Genomic DNA, 13,299 nt, shown 5'->3' with positions numbered 1-13,299 from the left:
ACGCGGTCAGGCAGCGCCGATGTTCGGCACCAGTGCCCCTGGGTTCTGGCCACCGCGCTGCGCGGCCGTGAAGGCCAGCATCCGGTCGATCGGCAACCTCGCCCGCTCGATCAGCGCGGCATCCACCTCGATGCGGTTCAGCCCTTTCTCCAGCACCTGAGCCACCCCCGCCAGCCCGTTCATCGCCATCCACGGGCAGTGCGCGCAGCTCTTGCAGGTGGCACTGTTGCCGGCGGTCGGCGCCTCGAAAAACACCTTGCCGGGATTCTGCTGGCGCAGCATGTGCATCATGCCGTTGTCGGTGGCGACGATGAATTCGGTGGCGTCCATCTCGCGTGCGGCCTTGAGAATGGCCGAGGTGGACCCCACCGAGTCGGCCAGCGCAATCACGTCGGCAGGGCTCTCGGGGTGCACCAGCACCTTGGCCCCGGGGTGTTCTTTCTTGAGCGCCTCCAGTTCGAAGGCTTTGAACTCGTCGTGCACGATGCATGAGCCGGTCCACATCACCATGTCGGCCCCGGTTTCGCGCTGGATGTAGGCACCCAGGTGCTTGTCGGGTGCCCAAAGAATCTTGTGACCCTTGTCCTTGAGAGCGCTCACGATGTCGAGCGCACAGCTCGACGTAACCAGCCAGTCAGACCGCGCCTTCACCGCCGCGCTGGTGTTGGCGTACACCACCACCGTGCGGTCGGGGTGCGCATCGCAGAAGGCGCTGAATTCGTCGATGGGGCACCCCAGGTCGAGCGAACAGTTCGCATCCAGATCGGGCATGAGCACGGTCTTTTCGGGGCTGAGTATCTTGGCCGTCTCGCCCATGAAACGCACACCCGAAACCACCAGCGTGGTGGCGGGATGGTCGCGTCCGAAGCGCGCCATCTCCAGCGAATCGCTCACGATGCCGCCCGTCTCCATGGCGAGATCCTGCAGGTCGGGATGTACGTAGTAGTGCGACACCATCACAGCATTGCGCTCTTTGAGCAACGCGCGGATGCGTTCCTTCAGCGCGGCGCGCTGCTTTGGCCCCGGCTCCACCGGCACGCGCGCCCAGGCGTGCTGCGTGGGGCAGGCGGGTTGTTCGTATTCGACGTCGATCACGTCGCTGCTGGATTCGGTCGTGGGGTTCATGTCGTTCTGCCTGTCGGGGAAGGGTGGCTTCAGATCGCCTCGAAGCGCATGGAGAAATCGATCGCCCGGATGTCCTTGGTGAGGGACCCGATGGAAATGCGATCGACGCCGGTTTCTGCAAGGGCGCGCACGGTCTGCAGGTTCACGCCGCCGGAGATCTCGAGCACAGCGCGTCCGGCGTTTCGGCGCACCGCCTCATGCAGATCGGACGTGGCCATGTTGTCCAGCAGCACCATCGTGGCGCCGTGGGCCAGCGCTTCATCGAGCTGCGCCAGCGTCTCCACTTCGATCTCGACGAAGCGGGCTGCGGGTGCGGTGTCGCGCACGCGCTGCAGCACCTGGGCCACACCACCCGCCGCAGCAATGTGGTTCTCCTTGATCAGCACCGCATCGTAAAGACCGATGCGGTGGTTCACGCCACCACCGGTCGTCACGGCGTACTTCTGTGCCAGCCGAAGGCCCGGCAGAGTCTTGCGCGTGTCCACGATGCGTGCGCGCGTGCCGGCCACCGCATCGACATAGGTCGCGGTCTGCGTCGCCACAGCCGAGAGCAGTTGAAGAAAATTGAGCGCCGTGCGTTCGGCCGTCAGAAGCTGCTGCGCGCGGCCCTCGATGGTGAGCACCGTCTGGTCGGCCGCGCATCGCTGGCCTTCGGCTACGTGCCATTGCAGGCGGGCTTGCGGGTCCAGCGCGTGCACCGCCGCCTCCACCCAGGGCGTGCCGCAGATCACCGCCGATTCTCGCGCCAGGATGCGCGCGCGCGCCGTGCGAGCGCCATCGACCAGCGCCGCCGTCAGATCACCGTCGCCCACGTCCTCCGCCAGCGCTCTGGCCACGTCCGCACGCGCCAGTTCTTCAATGTCGAAAGAAGTGAATTCGGAGAGGTGTTTCATGGGCCGCAAGCATAACGGGATGGTCTATAGTCCCGCATTCTCACCCACCCCTGAAACACGCGGGAACCACGCATGAGCACCCCCACCACCACCGAGCCCATGGCCACGCCGTATGGCACGCTGCCCACTGCATCGCCCCTGCCCCAGCGCAAACCGGTGAGCCTGCCGCGCCTGAATGAAATGCGCGAGCGCGGTGAAAAAATCACCATGCTGACGTCCTACGACGCCACCTTTGCCGCCGTGGCCGATGCAGCTGGCGTCGAGTGCATTCTGGTGGGCGACTCCCTGGGCATGGTGTGCCAGGGTCTGGCCAGCACCGCCGGCGTGACACTGGAGACCATGGCGTACCACGTGGAGAGCGTGGCACGAGGCCTGCGCCGCGTGCAGGGCACCGCCTGGCTTCTGGGCGACCTGCCGTTTGGCAGCTACCACGAATCGAAAGAGCAAGCCATGCGCAGCGCTGCGCAGCTGGTGCACGCGGGCGCGCACATGGTCAAGCTGGAGGGCGGTGGCTGGACGGCAGAAACTGTGCGATTTCTGGTTGAACGCGGCATCCCTGTCTGCGCGCACCTCGGGCTGACGCCGCAAACGGTGCATGCACTCGGCGGTTACCGCGTGCAGGGTCGCGGAGACGCAGCCGCACTCACGCTCAAACGCCACGCCCTCGAACTGCAAGACGCCGGCGCCACCATGCTGGTGCTGGAAATGGTCCCCGCCGCCCTCTCCACCGAGATCACGCAGCAGCTCCCACACTGCCACACCATCGGCATCGGCGCGGGCAAGGGCACCGCGGGTCAGGTGCTGGTGATGCACGACATGCTGGGCGTGAACCTGGGCAAGAACCCGAAGTTCGTGCGCAACTTCATGGATGGTGCGAGCGGCGTGCGCGAGGCCATGGCGGCCTACGTGGCCGCTGTGAAGGACGGGAGCTTTCCGGACGACCAGCTGCACGCGTGGTGAGAGGCGCCACTGTTCGGTCCCGATCATGGGCGGTCGGGCATCTGCGGGCGCGGCTGGAGCGCGACTCATGGCCCCGACTGCAGATGGCTCTGCTGGTCATGCTCACCGGTGCGAGCGGGTTCCTGGCTTCCTATCTGCTTTTGCAAACTGGCCTGCAGGCCATGTGGGTGCGGTACCCGGTGTCGGTCGCTTTCGCGTACGGGGTGTTCCTCCTGCTGCTCTGGCTGTGGATGAAGACGCGGGCGTCCGACTACGCAGAGGTGCCCTCGGGGGATGGGTCCTCGAACGGCGGTTGTGAGGCAGCGAGCCCCACCGACCTGCACAGCGGTGGCGGTGGAGACTTCGGAGGGGGCGGCGCTTCAGCCAGCTTTGATGCGCCTTCAGGGTACGGCGATCTGCCTCTCCCCGGCTCCGGCTTGGTGAAAGATGGCCTGGCCTCCGTGGGCAACGCCGAGGAAGCGGCTTTGCCGTTGCTGGCGTTGCTGCTCGTCGCCGCTCTGGTCGTGGGCCTGCTTGGCGTAGCGGTCTCTTCCTTCTACATCCTGTATGCGGCACCAAGCCTGTTCGCCGAACTGCTGCTCGACGGCGTGCTGGCAGCAACCCTGTACCGGCGGCTGCGCCACTTCGAATCGCGGCACTGGCTGGAGACCGCGCTGCGGCGCACTGCCGTGCCGTTCGCCCTGACCGCTGCGCTGCTGGGTGTCGGCGGAGCCGCCATGCAATGGTATGCACCCCAGGCGCATTCAATTGGCGGCGTGCTGCAACGAGCCGCCAGCCATCCCTGAGGGCCGAAGCGATAATGCCCCGGCCGATCGCTTCGGCTACCACCCGACCATTCCATGAAAATCGTCCACACCATCGCAGAGCTGCGCGCCACGCTGCAGCCGTTCAACAGCCCCGCCCTGGTGCCCACCATGGGCAACCTGCACGACGGTCATCTGGACTTGGTGCGCGCCGCGAAGCCGCTGGGCGACGTCACCGTGGCGAGCATCTTTGTCAACCGCCTGCAGTTCGCGCCGCACGAGGATTTCGACACCTATCCCCGCACCTTGCAGGCCGACTGCGACAAACTCGCGGCCCAGGGTTGTGATGTCGTTTTCGCCCCGTCGGAAAAAGAGATGTACCCCGAGCCGCAAGGCTTCAAGGTGCATCCCCCCACCGAGCTGGCTGACATCCTGGAGGGGCATTTCCGACCCGGTTTCTTCACAGGCGTCTGCACTGTGGTGATGAAGCTTTTTCAGACCGTGCTGAGTGAAGCCAAAGGCCCACGCTTCGCGGTCTTCGGCCAGAAGGATTACCAGCAGCAGATGGTGATCCGTCGCATGGTGCGGCAGTTTGCACTGCCCGTCACCATCGTGAACGTACCCACCCAGCGCGCTGCCGATGGATTGGCCCTGAGTTCGCGCAATGGTTACCTGAGCGAAGCCGAGCGCGCCGAAGCGGTGCAGCTCTCGCTGGCACTGCGCGCGCTGGGGCGAGATGCGCTGGCGGCTGCGGATGGCCTTGTGCGCCACCTGCCGGCGCTGGAGACACGGGCCATGGAGGCACTGGCTGCGCGCGGCTGGCAGCCCGACTACCTCACCGTGCGCCGCCGGGTCGACTTGCAGGCGCCACAGCCAGGCGATGCCCTGGTGGTGCTGGGCGCAGCCCGGCTGGGCAAAACGCGCCTGATCGACAACTTCGATATCTGATGCCTGGGAGCTCGCCATGCTTCAACTGCGCCCGAATTGCGAATGCTGCAACAAGGACCTGCCCAACGAGAGCGTTGAAGCGCGAATCTGTACCTTCGAGTGCACGTTCTGCAGTGATTGCGCTGACGCTCGCCTGAACGGAATCTGCCCGAATTGCGGCGGTGAGCTGTTGCGCCGCCCGCGCCGGCCAGCTGCCGCGCTGGCCCGCAATCCAGCCTCGACAGAGCGCGTGTTCAAGCCCGAGGGCTGTGTCGCCGCCAGCTCGGCTGAAGCCAGGCCTTAGCGGCTTTCTTCCTTGGGGTCGCGCCCCATGAGCGCGGCGACCGCCTGCGCCGGCTTCAGCCGACCTTCGAGCAGAGCAACCACGGCCTCGCTGATCGGCATGTCCACGCCCAGCAGGCGGGCCCGCTGCACCGCAGTGCGCGCGGTGTACACGCCCTCGGCCACATGGCCCAGCGAATCCACGGCCTGCCGCAGGTTCATGCCTTCAGCCAGCAACAGGCCCACCCTGCGATTGCGCGACAGATCGCCCGTCGCCGTGAGCACCAGATCGCCCAGGCCCGACAGCCCCATGAAGGTCTCGGCGCGAGCGCCGAGCGCCAGCCCCAGGCGTGTCATTTCGGCCAGGCCACGCGTGATCAACGCAGCGCGCGCATTGAGGCCCAGTCCGAGTCCATCGCAAAGGCCCGTGGCAATGGCCAGCACATTTTTCACCGCGCCCCCCACCTCCACGCCAATGATGTCGTCGTTGGCGTAGACGCGCAGCGTCGGGCTGTGAAAGGCGGCCACCAGCATGTCGCGCACACAGGCGTGCTCGCTGGCGGCCACCAGCGCGGTCGGCTGCCCGCGCGCCACTTCCTGTGCGAAGCTGGGTCCGCTGAGCACACCGGCCTTGAGCCGGGGCGCCATCTGGGCACGGATCTCGTGCCCCAGCAACCCGACAGACCGCGCATCTTCCTGCGGCGCCTCGAAGCCCTTGCAAAGCCATGCCACCGGGGCCGGATGGTCCTTCAACTGGCCCAACAACCCCCGCAGCCCCGCCATGGGTGTGCCGATGACCAGCAGGTCGGCAGCGAGCCATTCGTCCGCATGGGCGTCCATTGGCCCGTGGCTGATTGCAAGGGTGGGGGGCAGCGCCACGCCCGGCAGGTAGCGGCGGTTTTCGCGCTGGGTGCGCATGTCGTCGGCCTGCCGCACGTCGCGCGCCCACAGGGTGACCTGGCGGAATTCACCCTCCTGGGAGGCCGCGCTCACCGCCAACGCGGTGCCCCAGGCACCCGCTCCGAGCACGACGATGTTCATCAGGTCTGCGTCGGCGAGCGAATCTGCTTACTGGGTGACGATGCGAGGAGCGTCCTGCTCGGCCTGCGCCTGCTGCTGTTCGTACATGGCCTGGAAGTTGATTTCGGCCAGGTGGACCGGCGGGAACCCGCCACGCTGCACCAGATCAGCGACGTTGCTGCGAAGGTAGGGATAAACGATCTGAGGGCAGGCGATGCCCATGATCGGGCCCATCTGGTCCTGCGGCAGGTTGCGGATTTCGAAGATCCCGGCCTGCTTGGCTTCCACGAGAAACACCGTGCGATCCTTGATCTTGGTGGTCACCGTTGCGGTCACGCAGACTTCGAAGATCCCCTCCGCGACCGGGCTGGCTTCCACGCCGAGCTGGATGTCCACCGAGGGCTGCTCCTGTTCCAGCAGGATGGCCGGGGAATTGGGCTGCTCCAGCGATGCCTCCTTGAGGTAGACGCGCTGGATCTGGAAGGTAGGTTCCTGGTTTTCTGCCATGGTATGTCTCGATGAAGAGGGGAAAAAGTCAAGCCCGCCGGGGCGTCGATCCCGCAGCGGGCAAAGAGGCGATTATGGCAGCCTCGCCACGGCGAAAACCTGCTGGCTCAACCCTGCAGAAGGGGCTCCAGACCGCCGCGGCTGTCGAGTGCGTACAGGTCGTCGCAGCCGCCCACGTGCGTGTCACCAATGAAGATCTGCGGCACGCTGGTGCGCCCGGTGAGCTGGGTCATTTGCGAGCGCAGGCCGGGCTGACCGTCCACATGGATTTCCTCCAGGTCGGCCACGCCGCGTTGCTCCAGGAGTGCTTTAGCGCGGCTGCAATATGGGCAGTACGCGCTGGTGAACATCTTGACCTTGGCCATGGGGCAGTTTCCAGAAAACCGAAAGACCCGATGATCAGGCTTTTTCCACCGGCAGGCTGGCCGCACGCCAGGCACCCATGCCCCCGGTCAGGGATTGGGCATCGGCGTAGCCCAGCTTCTTGGCGATGGCCACAGCCCGATTGGCTTTTGCCCCGGTGGCGCACACCATGATGAGCGGCACGGCCTTGTTCTTGACCGCCGTTGGCAGCTTGGCTTCGAGTTCGTCCAGGGGCAGGTTCTTCGCCCCGATCACGTGCCCGGCGGCGAATTCCTTCGACTCACTGACATCGATGACGACCGCCTTTTCCCGGTTCATTCGCTGCACCGCCTGCACAGTGTTGAGCGTGCCGGCGCGTCCGCCCGCAGAGACCGCTGGCCAGACCAGCATGGCGCCGGCGGCGAAGGCCACGGCGATGAGAACCCAGTTTTCGATGAAGAAACTCACGGAGACACCTTTCGAGTAAGCCCGGGATTTTAGAATGCCAGCTTGCTCGCCTGTCTTCCGCTCCCTAAAACGCCCGATTTCCCATGCACAAACTCGTCCTGATCCGCCACGGCGAATCCACCTGGAACCTCGAAAACCGCTTTACCGGCTGGACCGACGTGGACCTGACCCCGACCGGCCTGGAGCAGGCCAAGGCCGGCGGCCGGCTGCTCAAGGCAGAGGGCTACGACTTCGACCTGGCCTACACCAGCGTGCTCAAACGCGCCACACGCACGCTGTGGCATGTGCTCGATGAAATGGACCGCACCTGGCTTCCAGTGGTGCACAGCTGGCGACTCAACGAGCGCCACTATGGAGCACTGCAAGGCCTGAACAAGGCCGACATGGCGCGTCAGTATGGTGACGAACAGGTGCTGGTCTGGCGCCGCAGCTACGACACCCCGCCGCCGCCGCTGGAACCGGGCGACCCACGCAGCGAGCGCGGCGACCGGCGGTACGACCGCCTCAAACCCGAAGAAATTCCGCTCACCGAGTGCCTCAAGGACACCGTGGCGCGTGTGCTGCCGTTCTGGAACGAGGCCATGGCACCGGCCATCCGCTCCGGCAAGCGAGTCGTTGTGGCGGCGCACGGCAACAGCATCCGCGCCCTGGTGAAGTACCTCGACGGCATCTCTGACGCCGACATCGTCGGCCTGAACATCCCCAACGGCATCCCTCTAGTTTACGAACTCGATGCCGAGTTGCGCCCCCTGAAGCACTACTACCTGGGCGACGCCGAGGCGGTGGCCAGGGCTGCGGCCTCGGTTGCGGCGCAAGGCAAAGCGTGATCGGGTGATCCGTCACGCCCGCTTCAAATAACCAATACGCGACTTGGGGAACCGACCCATCCCGCCTTGCTCCAAGGTGTATATTGGCCCGAGAGGGTCTTGCAGGCCCTGCACGGGCGTCTTAATTGGGGTATCTCGATGGCAAAACAGGTGAGTCACAAGCTGAAGATTGCAGGCTGGGTGGCCATTGGTGCGGTGGCTGGAGCGCTCACCACGGTTCAACTCCAGGCGGTCGCGCGCGGCACGCTCGCGCCTCTGCCGCTGGAAGAGTTGCAACAGCTCGCGGCTGTCTTTGGCATGGTCAAGACCGACTATGTGGAACCGGTCGATGAGAAGAAGCTCATCTCCGAGGCCATTTCCGGCATGGTGGCCAGCCTGGATCCCCATTCCCAGTACTTCGACAAGAAGTCCTACAAGGAATTCCGCGAAGGCACGAGTGGCCGTTTTGTTGGCGTGGGCATCGAGATCTCCATGGAAGACGGCCTGGTCAAGGTGGTCTCACCCATCGAAGACTCCCCCGCCTTCCGCGCTGGCCTCAAGTCGGGCGACCTGATCACCAAGATCGACGACACCGCGGTCAAGGGCCTGACGATCAACGACGCCGTCAAACTCATGCGTGGCGAGCCGCGCACCAAGGTGCTGCTGACCATTTTCCGCAAGGACGAGGATCGCACGTTCCCGGTCACCATCACGCGCGAGGAAATCAAGACGCAGAGCGTGAAATCGCGTGTGGTCGAGCCTGGTTACGCCTGGGTGCGTGTGTCTCAGTTCCAGGAACGCACCATCGAAGACTTCGCCCGCAAGCTCGAAGACATCTACAAGGCAGAACCCAACCTCAAAGGCCTGGTGCTGGACCTTCGCAACGACCCGGGTGGCCTGCTCGATGCCGCCGTGGCCTTGTCTGCGGCGTTCCTGCCCGAGAACGTGACCGTGGTGTCCACCAATGGACAGCTCGAAGACAGCAAGTTCGTCTACAAGGCGATCCCGCAGCACTACCTGCGCCGTGGCGGCACCGATCCCATCAAGCGCCTGACCGAAAACACCAAGGGTGCGCTCAAGCGCGTGCCGATGGTGGTGCTGGTCAACGAAGGCTCGGCCTCGGCCAGCGAGATCGTCGCTGGCGCCCTGCAGGACCACAAGCGGGCCATCATCCTGGGCAGCCAGACCTTCGGCAAGGGTTCGGTGCAGACGGTGCGTCAGCTCACGCCGGACACCGGCCTGAAGCTCACCACCGCGCGCTACTACACGCCATCGGGCAACTCCATCCAGGCGAAGGGCATCGTGCCAAACGTGATGGTCGACGAGACCGTGGAAGGCAACGTGTTCGCAGCGCTTCGCACGCGTGAGGCGGACCTCCAGAAGCACCTGGGCAATGGCAAAGACCCGGCCGAAGCGCCAATGACGGATGCACGGCGTGCCGAAGAGCAGCAGCGCGACGAAGCCCGAGAGATCGCACGCAAGCGTGTGGAAGAAGAAGCCCGCAAGAACCCCGGACAGCGCCTCGTGCCCGAGTTCGGCAGCGACAAGGACTTCCAGCTTCAGCAGGCGCTCAACCAGCTCAAGGGTCGCCCGGTGCTGGTGAGCAAGACGCTGGAAGTGCGTACACCCGAGAAGAAGGAAAACTGACGCCCACGCAGGGCGGCTGCCTGCGGGCACGCCCTGGGACACTGCCTTGGACGACGCCCAGCTCCTGCGCTATTCGCGCCACATCCTGCTCGACGAGCTCGGCATCGAGGGTCAGGAAAAACTGCTCACTTCGCATGCGCTGATCATTGGCGCAGGTGGATTGGGTTCGCCGGTGGCGCTGTACCTGGGCAGCGCTGGCGTAGGCCGCATCACCGTGGTGGACCACGACGTGGTCGACGAGACCAACCTGCAGCGGCAGATTGCGCACAATCTGGCCCGCGTGGGCCACCCCAAGGCCGAGTCGGTGCGCGATGCCATCGCGGCCATCAATCCCGACGTCCGCGTGACGCCCCTGGTGCAACGCGCCGACGAAGCGCTGCTCGATGCGCTGGTATCGCAAGCCGACGTGGTGCTGGACTGCACCGACAACTTCGCCATCCGGCACGCCATCAACCGCGCTTGCGTGAAGCACGCCAGGCCGCTGGTCTCCGGCGCGGCCATCCGCATGGACGGACAGCTCAGCGTGTACGACACCCGCGATGCCGATCGACCATGCTACGCCTGCGTGTTTCCCCACGACGCCGGACTGGAAGAAACGCGCTGCGCCACCCTGGGCGTGTTCGCGCCGCTGGTCGGCATCGTGGGCAGCATGCAGGCGGCCGAGGCACTCAAGCTGCTCACCGGCCTGGGTTCTCGGCTCGCTGGCCAGTTGCTCATGCTGGATGCTCGCGACATGGGCGTGCACCAGATCGCATTGCCCCGCAATCCGCATTGCAAGGTCTGCGCGGCACGTCCCTGATATTTCGCCATCAGGGCAAGTGGCACGGCCCGTGGCGACGACGAAAGTCGCGCGGCAACTCGGACGCCGCGTCGGCCACCACACCCAGCCCAGCCTTGCGCGACGCCTCTTCCTGCCGGGCATAGGGTCCGGGGCTTCGGCCCCAGCGGTACGACCAGGCAAGCCCGCGCGAGACCAGCCAGCCGCCCACATCTTCGTCGCCGTGGCTGATGCGCGCCAGCCCGCGTCCGTAGTCGTCGTGGCTCCTCACGCGCACCTGCACCACCTGGTTCAGCACGCGAGAAGCCAGCGCATCGCGTGCCAGCTCACCTCCCGCCTGGCAGATCTCGGGGGCGTCAATGCCGTCCAGGCGAAGCTTGCGGTAGCGCCCGCCCGACACCGGTTTGACCCAAAGGGTGTCGCCATCGAACACGCGGCTCACGCGCGCTGCATAGACATCGCCTTCGCTGGGCGCGCTTGCCTGCGCGCCGGCCGCGCCACAGGTGAAGAGCCACAGGTACAGGACCAGCCTGCGCAACCTTTCAACCCTTCTTGCCGCCCATGACCAGCAAAAGGCCGCCGACCACGATGGCGCCCACACCGGCCCACACCGGCACGTTGACGGTTTCCTTTTCCTTCACGGTCAATTCAACCGGGCCGAGTTTCACGGCCGAGGTGTCCTTGGTGTAGCTGAAGCTGCCATAGACCAGACCGATGACGCCGGCTGCGATGAGGATGATGCCGACCAACTTGGCTGTGTTCATGGAGATTTCCTATTTGTTCATGCGCTTCCGTGGTGCGTCCGGTATGGCCGCCACGCAGCGCAGTGCCGATGATGCATCAAACGCCGTGCTCAGGTGGCGTCGAACAGACGCGTGTACCTGCGCTGCATTTCGTCGGTGCTCACGTCTTCAATGGCGTGGCCGATCAACCAGCGATGGCCGAACGGATCGCGGACCACGCCCGAACGCTCACCGTAGAACGCGTCCTGGGCCTCACGCTCCAGCGTGGCGCCCGCCGCCAGCGCGTGTTCGATCATGCGATCGGCGTTGTCCACGTGCAGGTGAATGGACACCGGTGTCGCACCGATGGACGACGCACTGCGGATGCCGTATTCCGGAAACTCGTCGCACACCATCACTGTCATGGCGCCAAACGCCATCTCGGCGTGGCCGATGCGGCCACTGGGTTCGGTCAGGCGAAATTTTTCGCTCGCGCCGAACGCGCGCTGGTAAAAATCGATGGCGGCTGCGGTATCGGACACGCACAGGTAGGCAAAAACTTCTTCAATTTTCATGAGTCACCTCGGGAAGTTGTAGAAAGCCGGCATCTTCCCCATGCACTGCAGAGACGTATAGAAAAAAATTGACCTCAAATCCGTCGCGCGGGCAAGCTCTCAACAGGCAGGTGGTTGGCATGTGGAGGCGAGACGCGGCGATAGGCCTGCGGCGTAACACCGGTGAACGCCAGAAAATCGCGGTTGAAATGCGATTGATCGCTGTAGCAGGCATCCGCCGCCAGAGCGGCCAGCGGCTCGTGTACGCCCCGCCCGAGGGCCGAGAGCACCTGCTGGAAACGCTGCACCCGAAGCCAGGTCTTGGGTGGCAAGCCCACAGACTGCCGGAACAGCTCGATGAAGCGTCGGTGGCTCACGCCGCTGTGGCGCACGGCATCCGCGACGCTCCATGCGCCGGGCCTTTCAGCCAGAGCGGCGGCGATCGCGGGGTGCAGGCCTCGCACTCGCGGAAGGCGGGTCTCAAGCGCGGCCTCAAGCAAGGCCAGACGGTCTTCGGCACGATGGCTCTCCTGCAAACGTGACCGCAGGCGAGGAGCATCGGCGTTCCAAAGATCTTCCAGCGGCGTGTGGCGCTCGGCGAGTTCGTCCGCACCCACGCCAAACAGACACTGTGCCGCGCCCGGGCGCAGCACGGCACCCACCGAGCACGCGCGACCAGAAAACTCCCGCACATAGAAACTTGAGCGCGCACCCCCCACCAGCGCAGTGGCCACGGGCTTGGCCACGCCGTCGCGTTGAGGGTCTGCGATGTGCAATGGGCTGTCGGTCATGCGCAGGACGAGGTGCATCAGGCCGGTGGGCAATGTGTGTTCGCGCGCCCATGGTTCGCCGCCACTTGTGGCACCGCCTTCGCTCGACCACACCATGGCCACGAAGGGCCGCAGGGCGGGCGTGGGAAGGCGCTGCAATGTCATGGCGGAGGCCTCTCAACAGGCCGCATCAACGGCCCCGGAAGCGCCAGCGTATCAGGCGCTCAGGCGCTCGTCGAGCCGCCGCAGCCCGGCCACGGTCTGCAGGCAGGCCTGCGCGGCTTCGGTGCCCTTCACGGCAAAGTGCCGCAGGAAGTACTTGCGGTGCTCGGCGTGCTCGTGAAAGTGGTGCGGTGTGAGCACGGCCGAGATCATGGGCACGCCGGTACCGAGCTGCACGTCCATCAGCGCCTGCACCACCGTCTGCGAAACGAAGTCGTGGCGGTAGATGCCGCCGTCGACCACCAATGCGCTGCCGACCACGGCGGCGTAGCGGCCCGAACGGGCCAGCCGCTGCGCGTGCAGCGGGATCTCGAACGCACCGGGTACGTCGAACACGTCGATGGCATGGGTGTCGAAGCCGTTTCGAGCCATTTCTGCAAAAAAGGCGTCGCGCGCCTGGTGCACGATATCGGCGTGCCAGGACGCTTCGACGAAGGCAAAGCGCAGATCGCCCGGCAGTTGAACGGTGGGAGGAGTAAGGGAAGCTTCTGACTGATTCATGGTGTCCTCGAGTCGGGATTGGCCAAAAAATC

Annotated in this window: 18 protein-coding genes; 7 read left to right on the top strand and 11 right to left on the bottom strand. The window is 65.3% G+C overall.

Annotated elements, in window-relative coordinates:
* Positions 1–6: 6 nt before the first annotated feature.
* Both nadA and nadC read right to left on the bottom strand, forming a co-directional pair.
* Positions 7–1,125 carry a quinolinate synthase NadA gene (gene nadA, locus CAP37_RS02795; protein WP_086122768.1) on the bottom strand — a complete coding sequence of 373 codons (1,119 nt, stop codon included), beginning with the start codon at positions 1,123–1,125 and terminating at the stop codon, positions 7–9.
* 29 nt (positions 1,126–1,154) lie between these two features.
* Entirely contained in the window at positions 1,155–2,018 is an 864-nt protein-coding gene (nadC, locus tag CAP37_RS02790; protein WP_086122767.1) for a carboxylating nicotinate-nucleotide diphosphorylase, read from the bottom strand.
* 72 nt (positions 2,019–2,090) lie between these two features.
* Here nadC and panB point away from each other — a divergent pair, with 72 nt between their 5' ends.
* The 4 genes from panB (at position 2,091) to CAP37_RS02770 (ending at position 4,952) form a co-directional block, all read left to right on the top strand.
* A complete protein-coding gene (gene panB, locus CAP37_RS02785; protein ID WP_373271040.1) occupies positions 2,091–2,978 on the top strand; it encodes a 3-methyl-2-oxobutanoate hydroxymethyltransferase in 888 nt (295 codons plus the stop codon).
* An 83-nt stretch (positions 2,979–3,061) separates the two neighbouring features.
* On the top strand, positions 3,062–3,763 hold the full coding sequence (locus tag CAP37_RS02780; RefSeq protein WP_086122766.1) for a hypothetical protein: 702 nt from the start codon (positions 3,062–3,064) through the stop codon (positions 3,761–3,763).
* Between the two features lie 54 nt (positions 3,764–3,817).
* On the top strand, positions 3,818–4,669 hold the full coding sequence (gene panC, locus CAP37_RS02775) for a pantoate--beta-alanine ligase (protein WP_086122765.1): 852 nt from the start codon (positions 3,818–3,820) through the stop codon (positions 4,667–4,669).
* Between the two features lie 16 nt (positions 4,670–4,685).
* Entirely contained in the window at positions 4,686–4,952 is a 267-nt protein-coding gene (locus tag CAP37_RS02770) for a DUF1272 domain-containing protein (protein WP_086122764.1), read from the top strand.
* Here the strand turns inward: CAP37_RS02770 and CAP37_RS02765 are convergent.
* The 4 genes from CAP37_RS02765 to CAP37_RS02750 form a co-directional block, all read right to left on the bottom strand.
* Complete coding sequence (locus CAP37_RS02765) at positions 4,949–5,971, bottom strand: NAD(P)H-dependent glycerol-3-phosphate dehydrogenase (protein WP_086122763.1); 1,023 nt, start codon at positions 5,969–5,971, stop codon at positions 4,949–4,951. The genes CAP37_RS02770 and CAP37_RS02765 overlap by 4 nt on opposite strands.
* Positions 5,972–5,998: 27 nt before the next feature.
* Positions 5,999–6,457, bottom strand: coding sequence for a protein-export chaperone SecB (secB, locus tag CAP37_RS02760; protein WP_086122762.1), 459 nt, complete (start codon positions 6,455–6,457; stop codon positions 5,999–6,001).
* A 107-nt stretch (positions 6,458–6,564) separates the two neighbouring features.
* A complete protein-coding gene (grxC, locus tag CAP37_RS02755; protein WP_086122761.1) occupies positions 6,565–6,822 on the bottom strand; it encodes a glutaredoxin 3 in 258 nt (85 codons plus the stop codon).
* A gap of 34 nt (positions 6,823–6,856) precedes the next feature.
* Positions 6,857–7,267, bottom strand: a complete 411-nt coding sequence (locus CAP37_RS02750; RefSeq protein ID WP_086122760.1) for a rhodanese-like domain-containing protein — start codon at positions 7,265–7,267, stop codon at positions 6,857–6,859.
* An 83-nt stretch (positions 7,268–7,350) separates the two neighbouring features.
* On the opposite strand from CAP37_RS02750, the gene gpmA reads away from it, so the two are divergent.
* The 3 genes from gpmA to CAP37_RS02735 all read left to right on the top strand — a co-directional run bounded on the left by gpmA (position 7,351) and on the right by CAP37_RS02735 (position 10,519).
* Positions 7,351–8,094: a 2,3-diphosphoglycerate-dependent phosphoglycerate mutase gene (gene gpmA, locus CAP37_RS02745; protein WP_086122759.1), complete on the top strand. Its 744-nt coding sequence runs from the start codon at positions 7,351–7,353 to the stop codon at positions 8,092–8,094.
* A 150-nt stretch (positions 8,095–8,244) separates the two neighbouring features.
* Complete coding sequence (locus CAP37_RS02740; protein ID WP_086124785.1) at positions 8,245–9,720, top strand: S41 family peptidase; 1,476 nt, start codon at positions 8,245–8,247, stop codon at positions 9,718–9,720.
* 46 nt (positions 9,721–9,766) lie between these two features.
* Positions 9,767–10,519 (top strand): HesA/MoeB/ThiF family protein, encoded by a 753-nt coding sequence (locus CAP37_RS02735; RefSeq protein WP_086122758.1) that lies wholly within the window; start codon positions 9,767–9,769, stop codon positions 10,517–10,519.
* Between the two features lie 10 nt (positions 10,520–10,529).
* Here the strand turns inward: CAP37_RS02735 and CAP37_RS02730 are convergent, their stop codons facing one another.
* The 5 genes from CAP37_RS02730 to CAP37_RS02710 form a co-directional block, all read right to left on the bottom strand.
* Positions 10,530–11,036 carry a thermonuclease family protein gene (locus CAP37_RS02730; protein ID WP_256926859.1) on the bottom strand — a complete coding sequence of 169 codons (507 nt, stop codon included), beginning with the start codon at positions 11,034–11,036 and terminating at the stop codon, positions 10,530–10,532.
* A gap of 4 nt (positions 11,037–11,040) precedes the next feature.
* A complete protein-coding gene (locus CAP37_RS02725; RefSeq protein ID WP_086122757.1) occupies positions 11,041–11,262 on the bottom strand; it encodes a hypothetical protein in 222 nt (73 codons plus the stop codon).
* 89 nt (positions 11,263–11,351) lie between these two features.
* Complete coding sequence (locus CAP37_RS02720; protein WP_086122756.1) at positions 11,352–11,795, bottom strand: VOC family protein; 444 nt, start codon at positions 11,793–11,795, stop codon at positions 11,352–11,354.
* A gap of 74 nt (positions 11,796–11,869) precedes the next feature.
* A complete protein-coding gene (locus CAP37_RS02715; RefSeq protein WP_086122755.1) occupies positions 11,870–12,709 on the bottom strand; it encodes a helix-turn-helix domain-containing protein in 840 nt (279 codons plus the stop codon).
* A gap of 51 nt (positions 12,710–12,760) precedes the next feature.
* Complete coding sequence (locus CAP37_RS02710; protein WP_086122754.1) at positions 12,761–13,267, bottom strand: 6,7-dimethyl-8-ribityllumazine synthase; 507 nt, start codon at positions 13,265–13,267, stop codon at positions 12,761–12,763.
* Positions 13,268–13,299 lie beyond the last annotated feature (32 nt).

This window comes from Hydrogenophaga sp. IBVHS1 (assembly GCF_002127265.1).
GTDB lineage: Bacteria > Pseudomonadota > Gammaproteobacteria > Burkholderiales > Burkholderiaceae_C > Hydrogenophaga.
Note: the sequence above shows the minus strand (reverse complement) of the source record. Positions and strands in the feature narration are given on the sequence as shown.

What these genes read in the sequence shown, in the direction of transcription:
- nadA (WP_086122768.1), bottom strand. Translation starts at nt 1,125, where the DNA reads ATGAACCCCACGACCGAATCCAGCAGCGACGTGATCGACGTCGAATAC.
- nadC (WP_086122767.1), bottom strand. Translation starts at nt 2,018, where the DNA reads ATGAAACACCTCTCCGAATTCACTTCTTTCGACATTGAAGAACTGGCG.
- panB (WP_373271040.1), top strand. Translation starts at nt 2,091, where the DNA reads ATGAGCACCCCCACCACCACCGAGCCCATGGCCACGCCGTATGGCACG.
- CAP37_RS02780 (WP_086122766.1), top strand. Translation starts at nt 3,062, where the DNA reads ATGGCTCTGCTGGTCATGCTCACCGGTGCGAGCGGGTTCCTGGCTTCC.
- panC (WP_086122765.1), top strand. Translation starts at nt 3,818, where the DNA reads ATGAAAATCGTCCACACCATCGCAGAGCTGCGCGCCACGCTGCAGCCG.
- CAP37_RS02770 (WP_086122764.1), top strand. Translation starts at nt 4,686, where the DNA reads ATGCTTCAACTGCGCCCGAATTGCGAATGCTGCAACAAGGACCTGCCC.
- CAP37_RS02765 (WP_086122763.1), bottom strand. Translation starts at nt 5,971, where the DNA reads ATGAACATCGTCGTGCTCGGAGCGGGTGCCTGGGGCACCGCGTTGGCG.
- secB (WP_086122762.1), bottom strand. Translation starts at nt 6,457, where the DNA reads ATGGCAGAAAACCAGGAACCTACCTTCCAGATCCAGCGCGTCTACCTC.
- grxC (WP_086122761.1), bottom strand. Translation starts at nt 6,822, where the DNA reads ATGGCCAAGGTCAAGATGTTCACCAGCGCGTACTGCCCATATTGCAGC.
- gpmA (WP_086122759.1), top strand. Translation starts at nt 7,351, where the DNA reads ATGCACAAACTCGTCCTGATCCGCCACGGCGAATCCACCTGGAACCTC.
- CAP37_RS02725 (WP_086122757.1), bottom strand. Translation starts at nt 11,262, where the DNA reads ATGAACACAGCCAAGTTGGTCGGCATCATCCTCATCGCAGCCGGCGTC.
- CAP37_RS02720 (WP_086122756.1), bottom strand. Translation starts at nt 11,795, where the DNA reads ATGAAAATTGAAGAAGTTTTTGCCTACCTGTGCGTGTCCGATACCGCA.
- CAP37_RS02715 (WP_086122755.1), bottom strand. Translation starts at nt 12,709, where the DNA reads ATGACATTGCAGCGCCTTCCCACGCCCGCCCTGCGGCCCTTCGTGGCC.
- CAP37_RS02710 (WP_086122754.1), bottom strand. Translation starts at nt 13,267, where the DNA reads ATGAATCAGTCAGAAGCTTCCCTTACTCCTCCCACCGTTCAACTGCCG.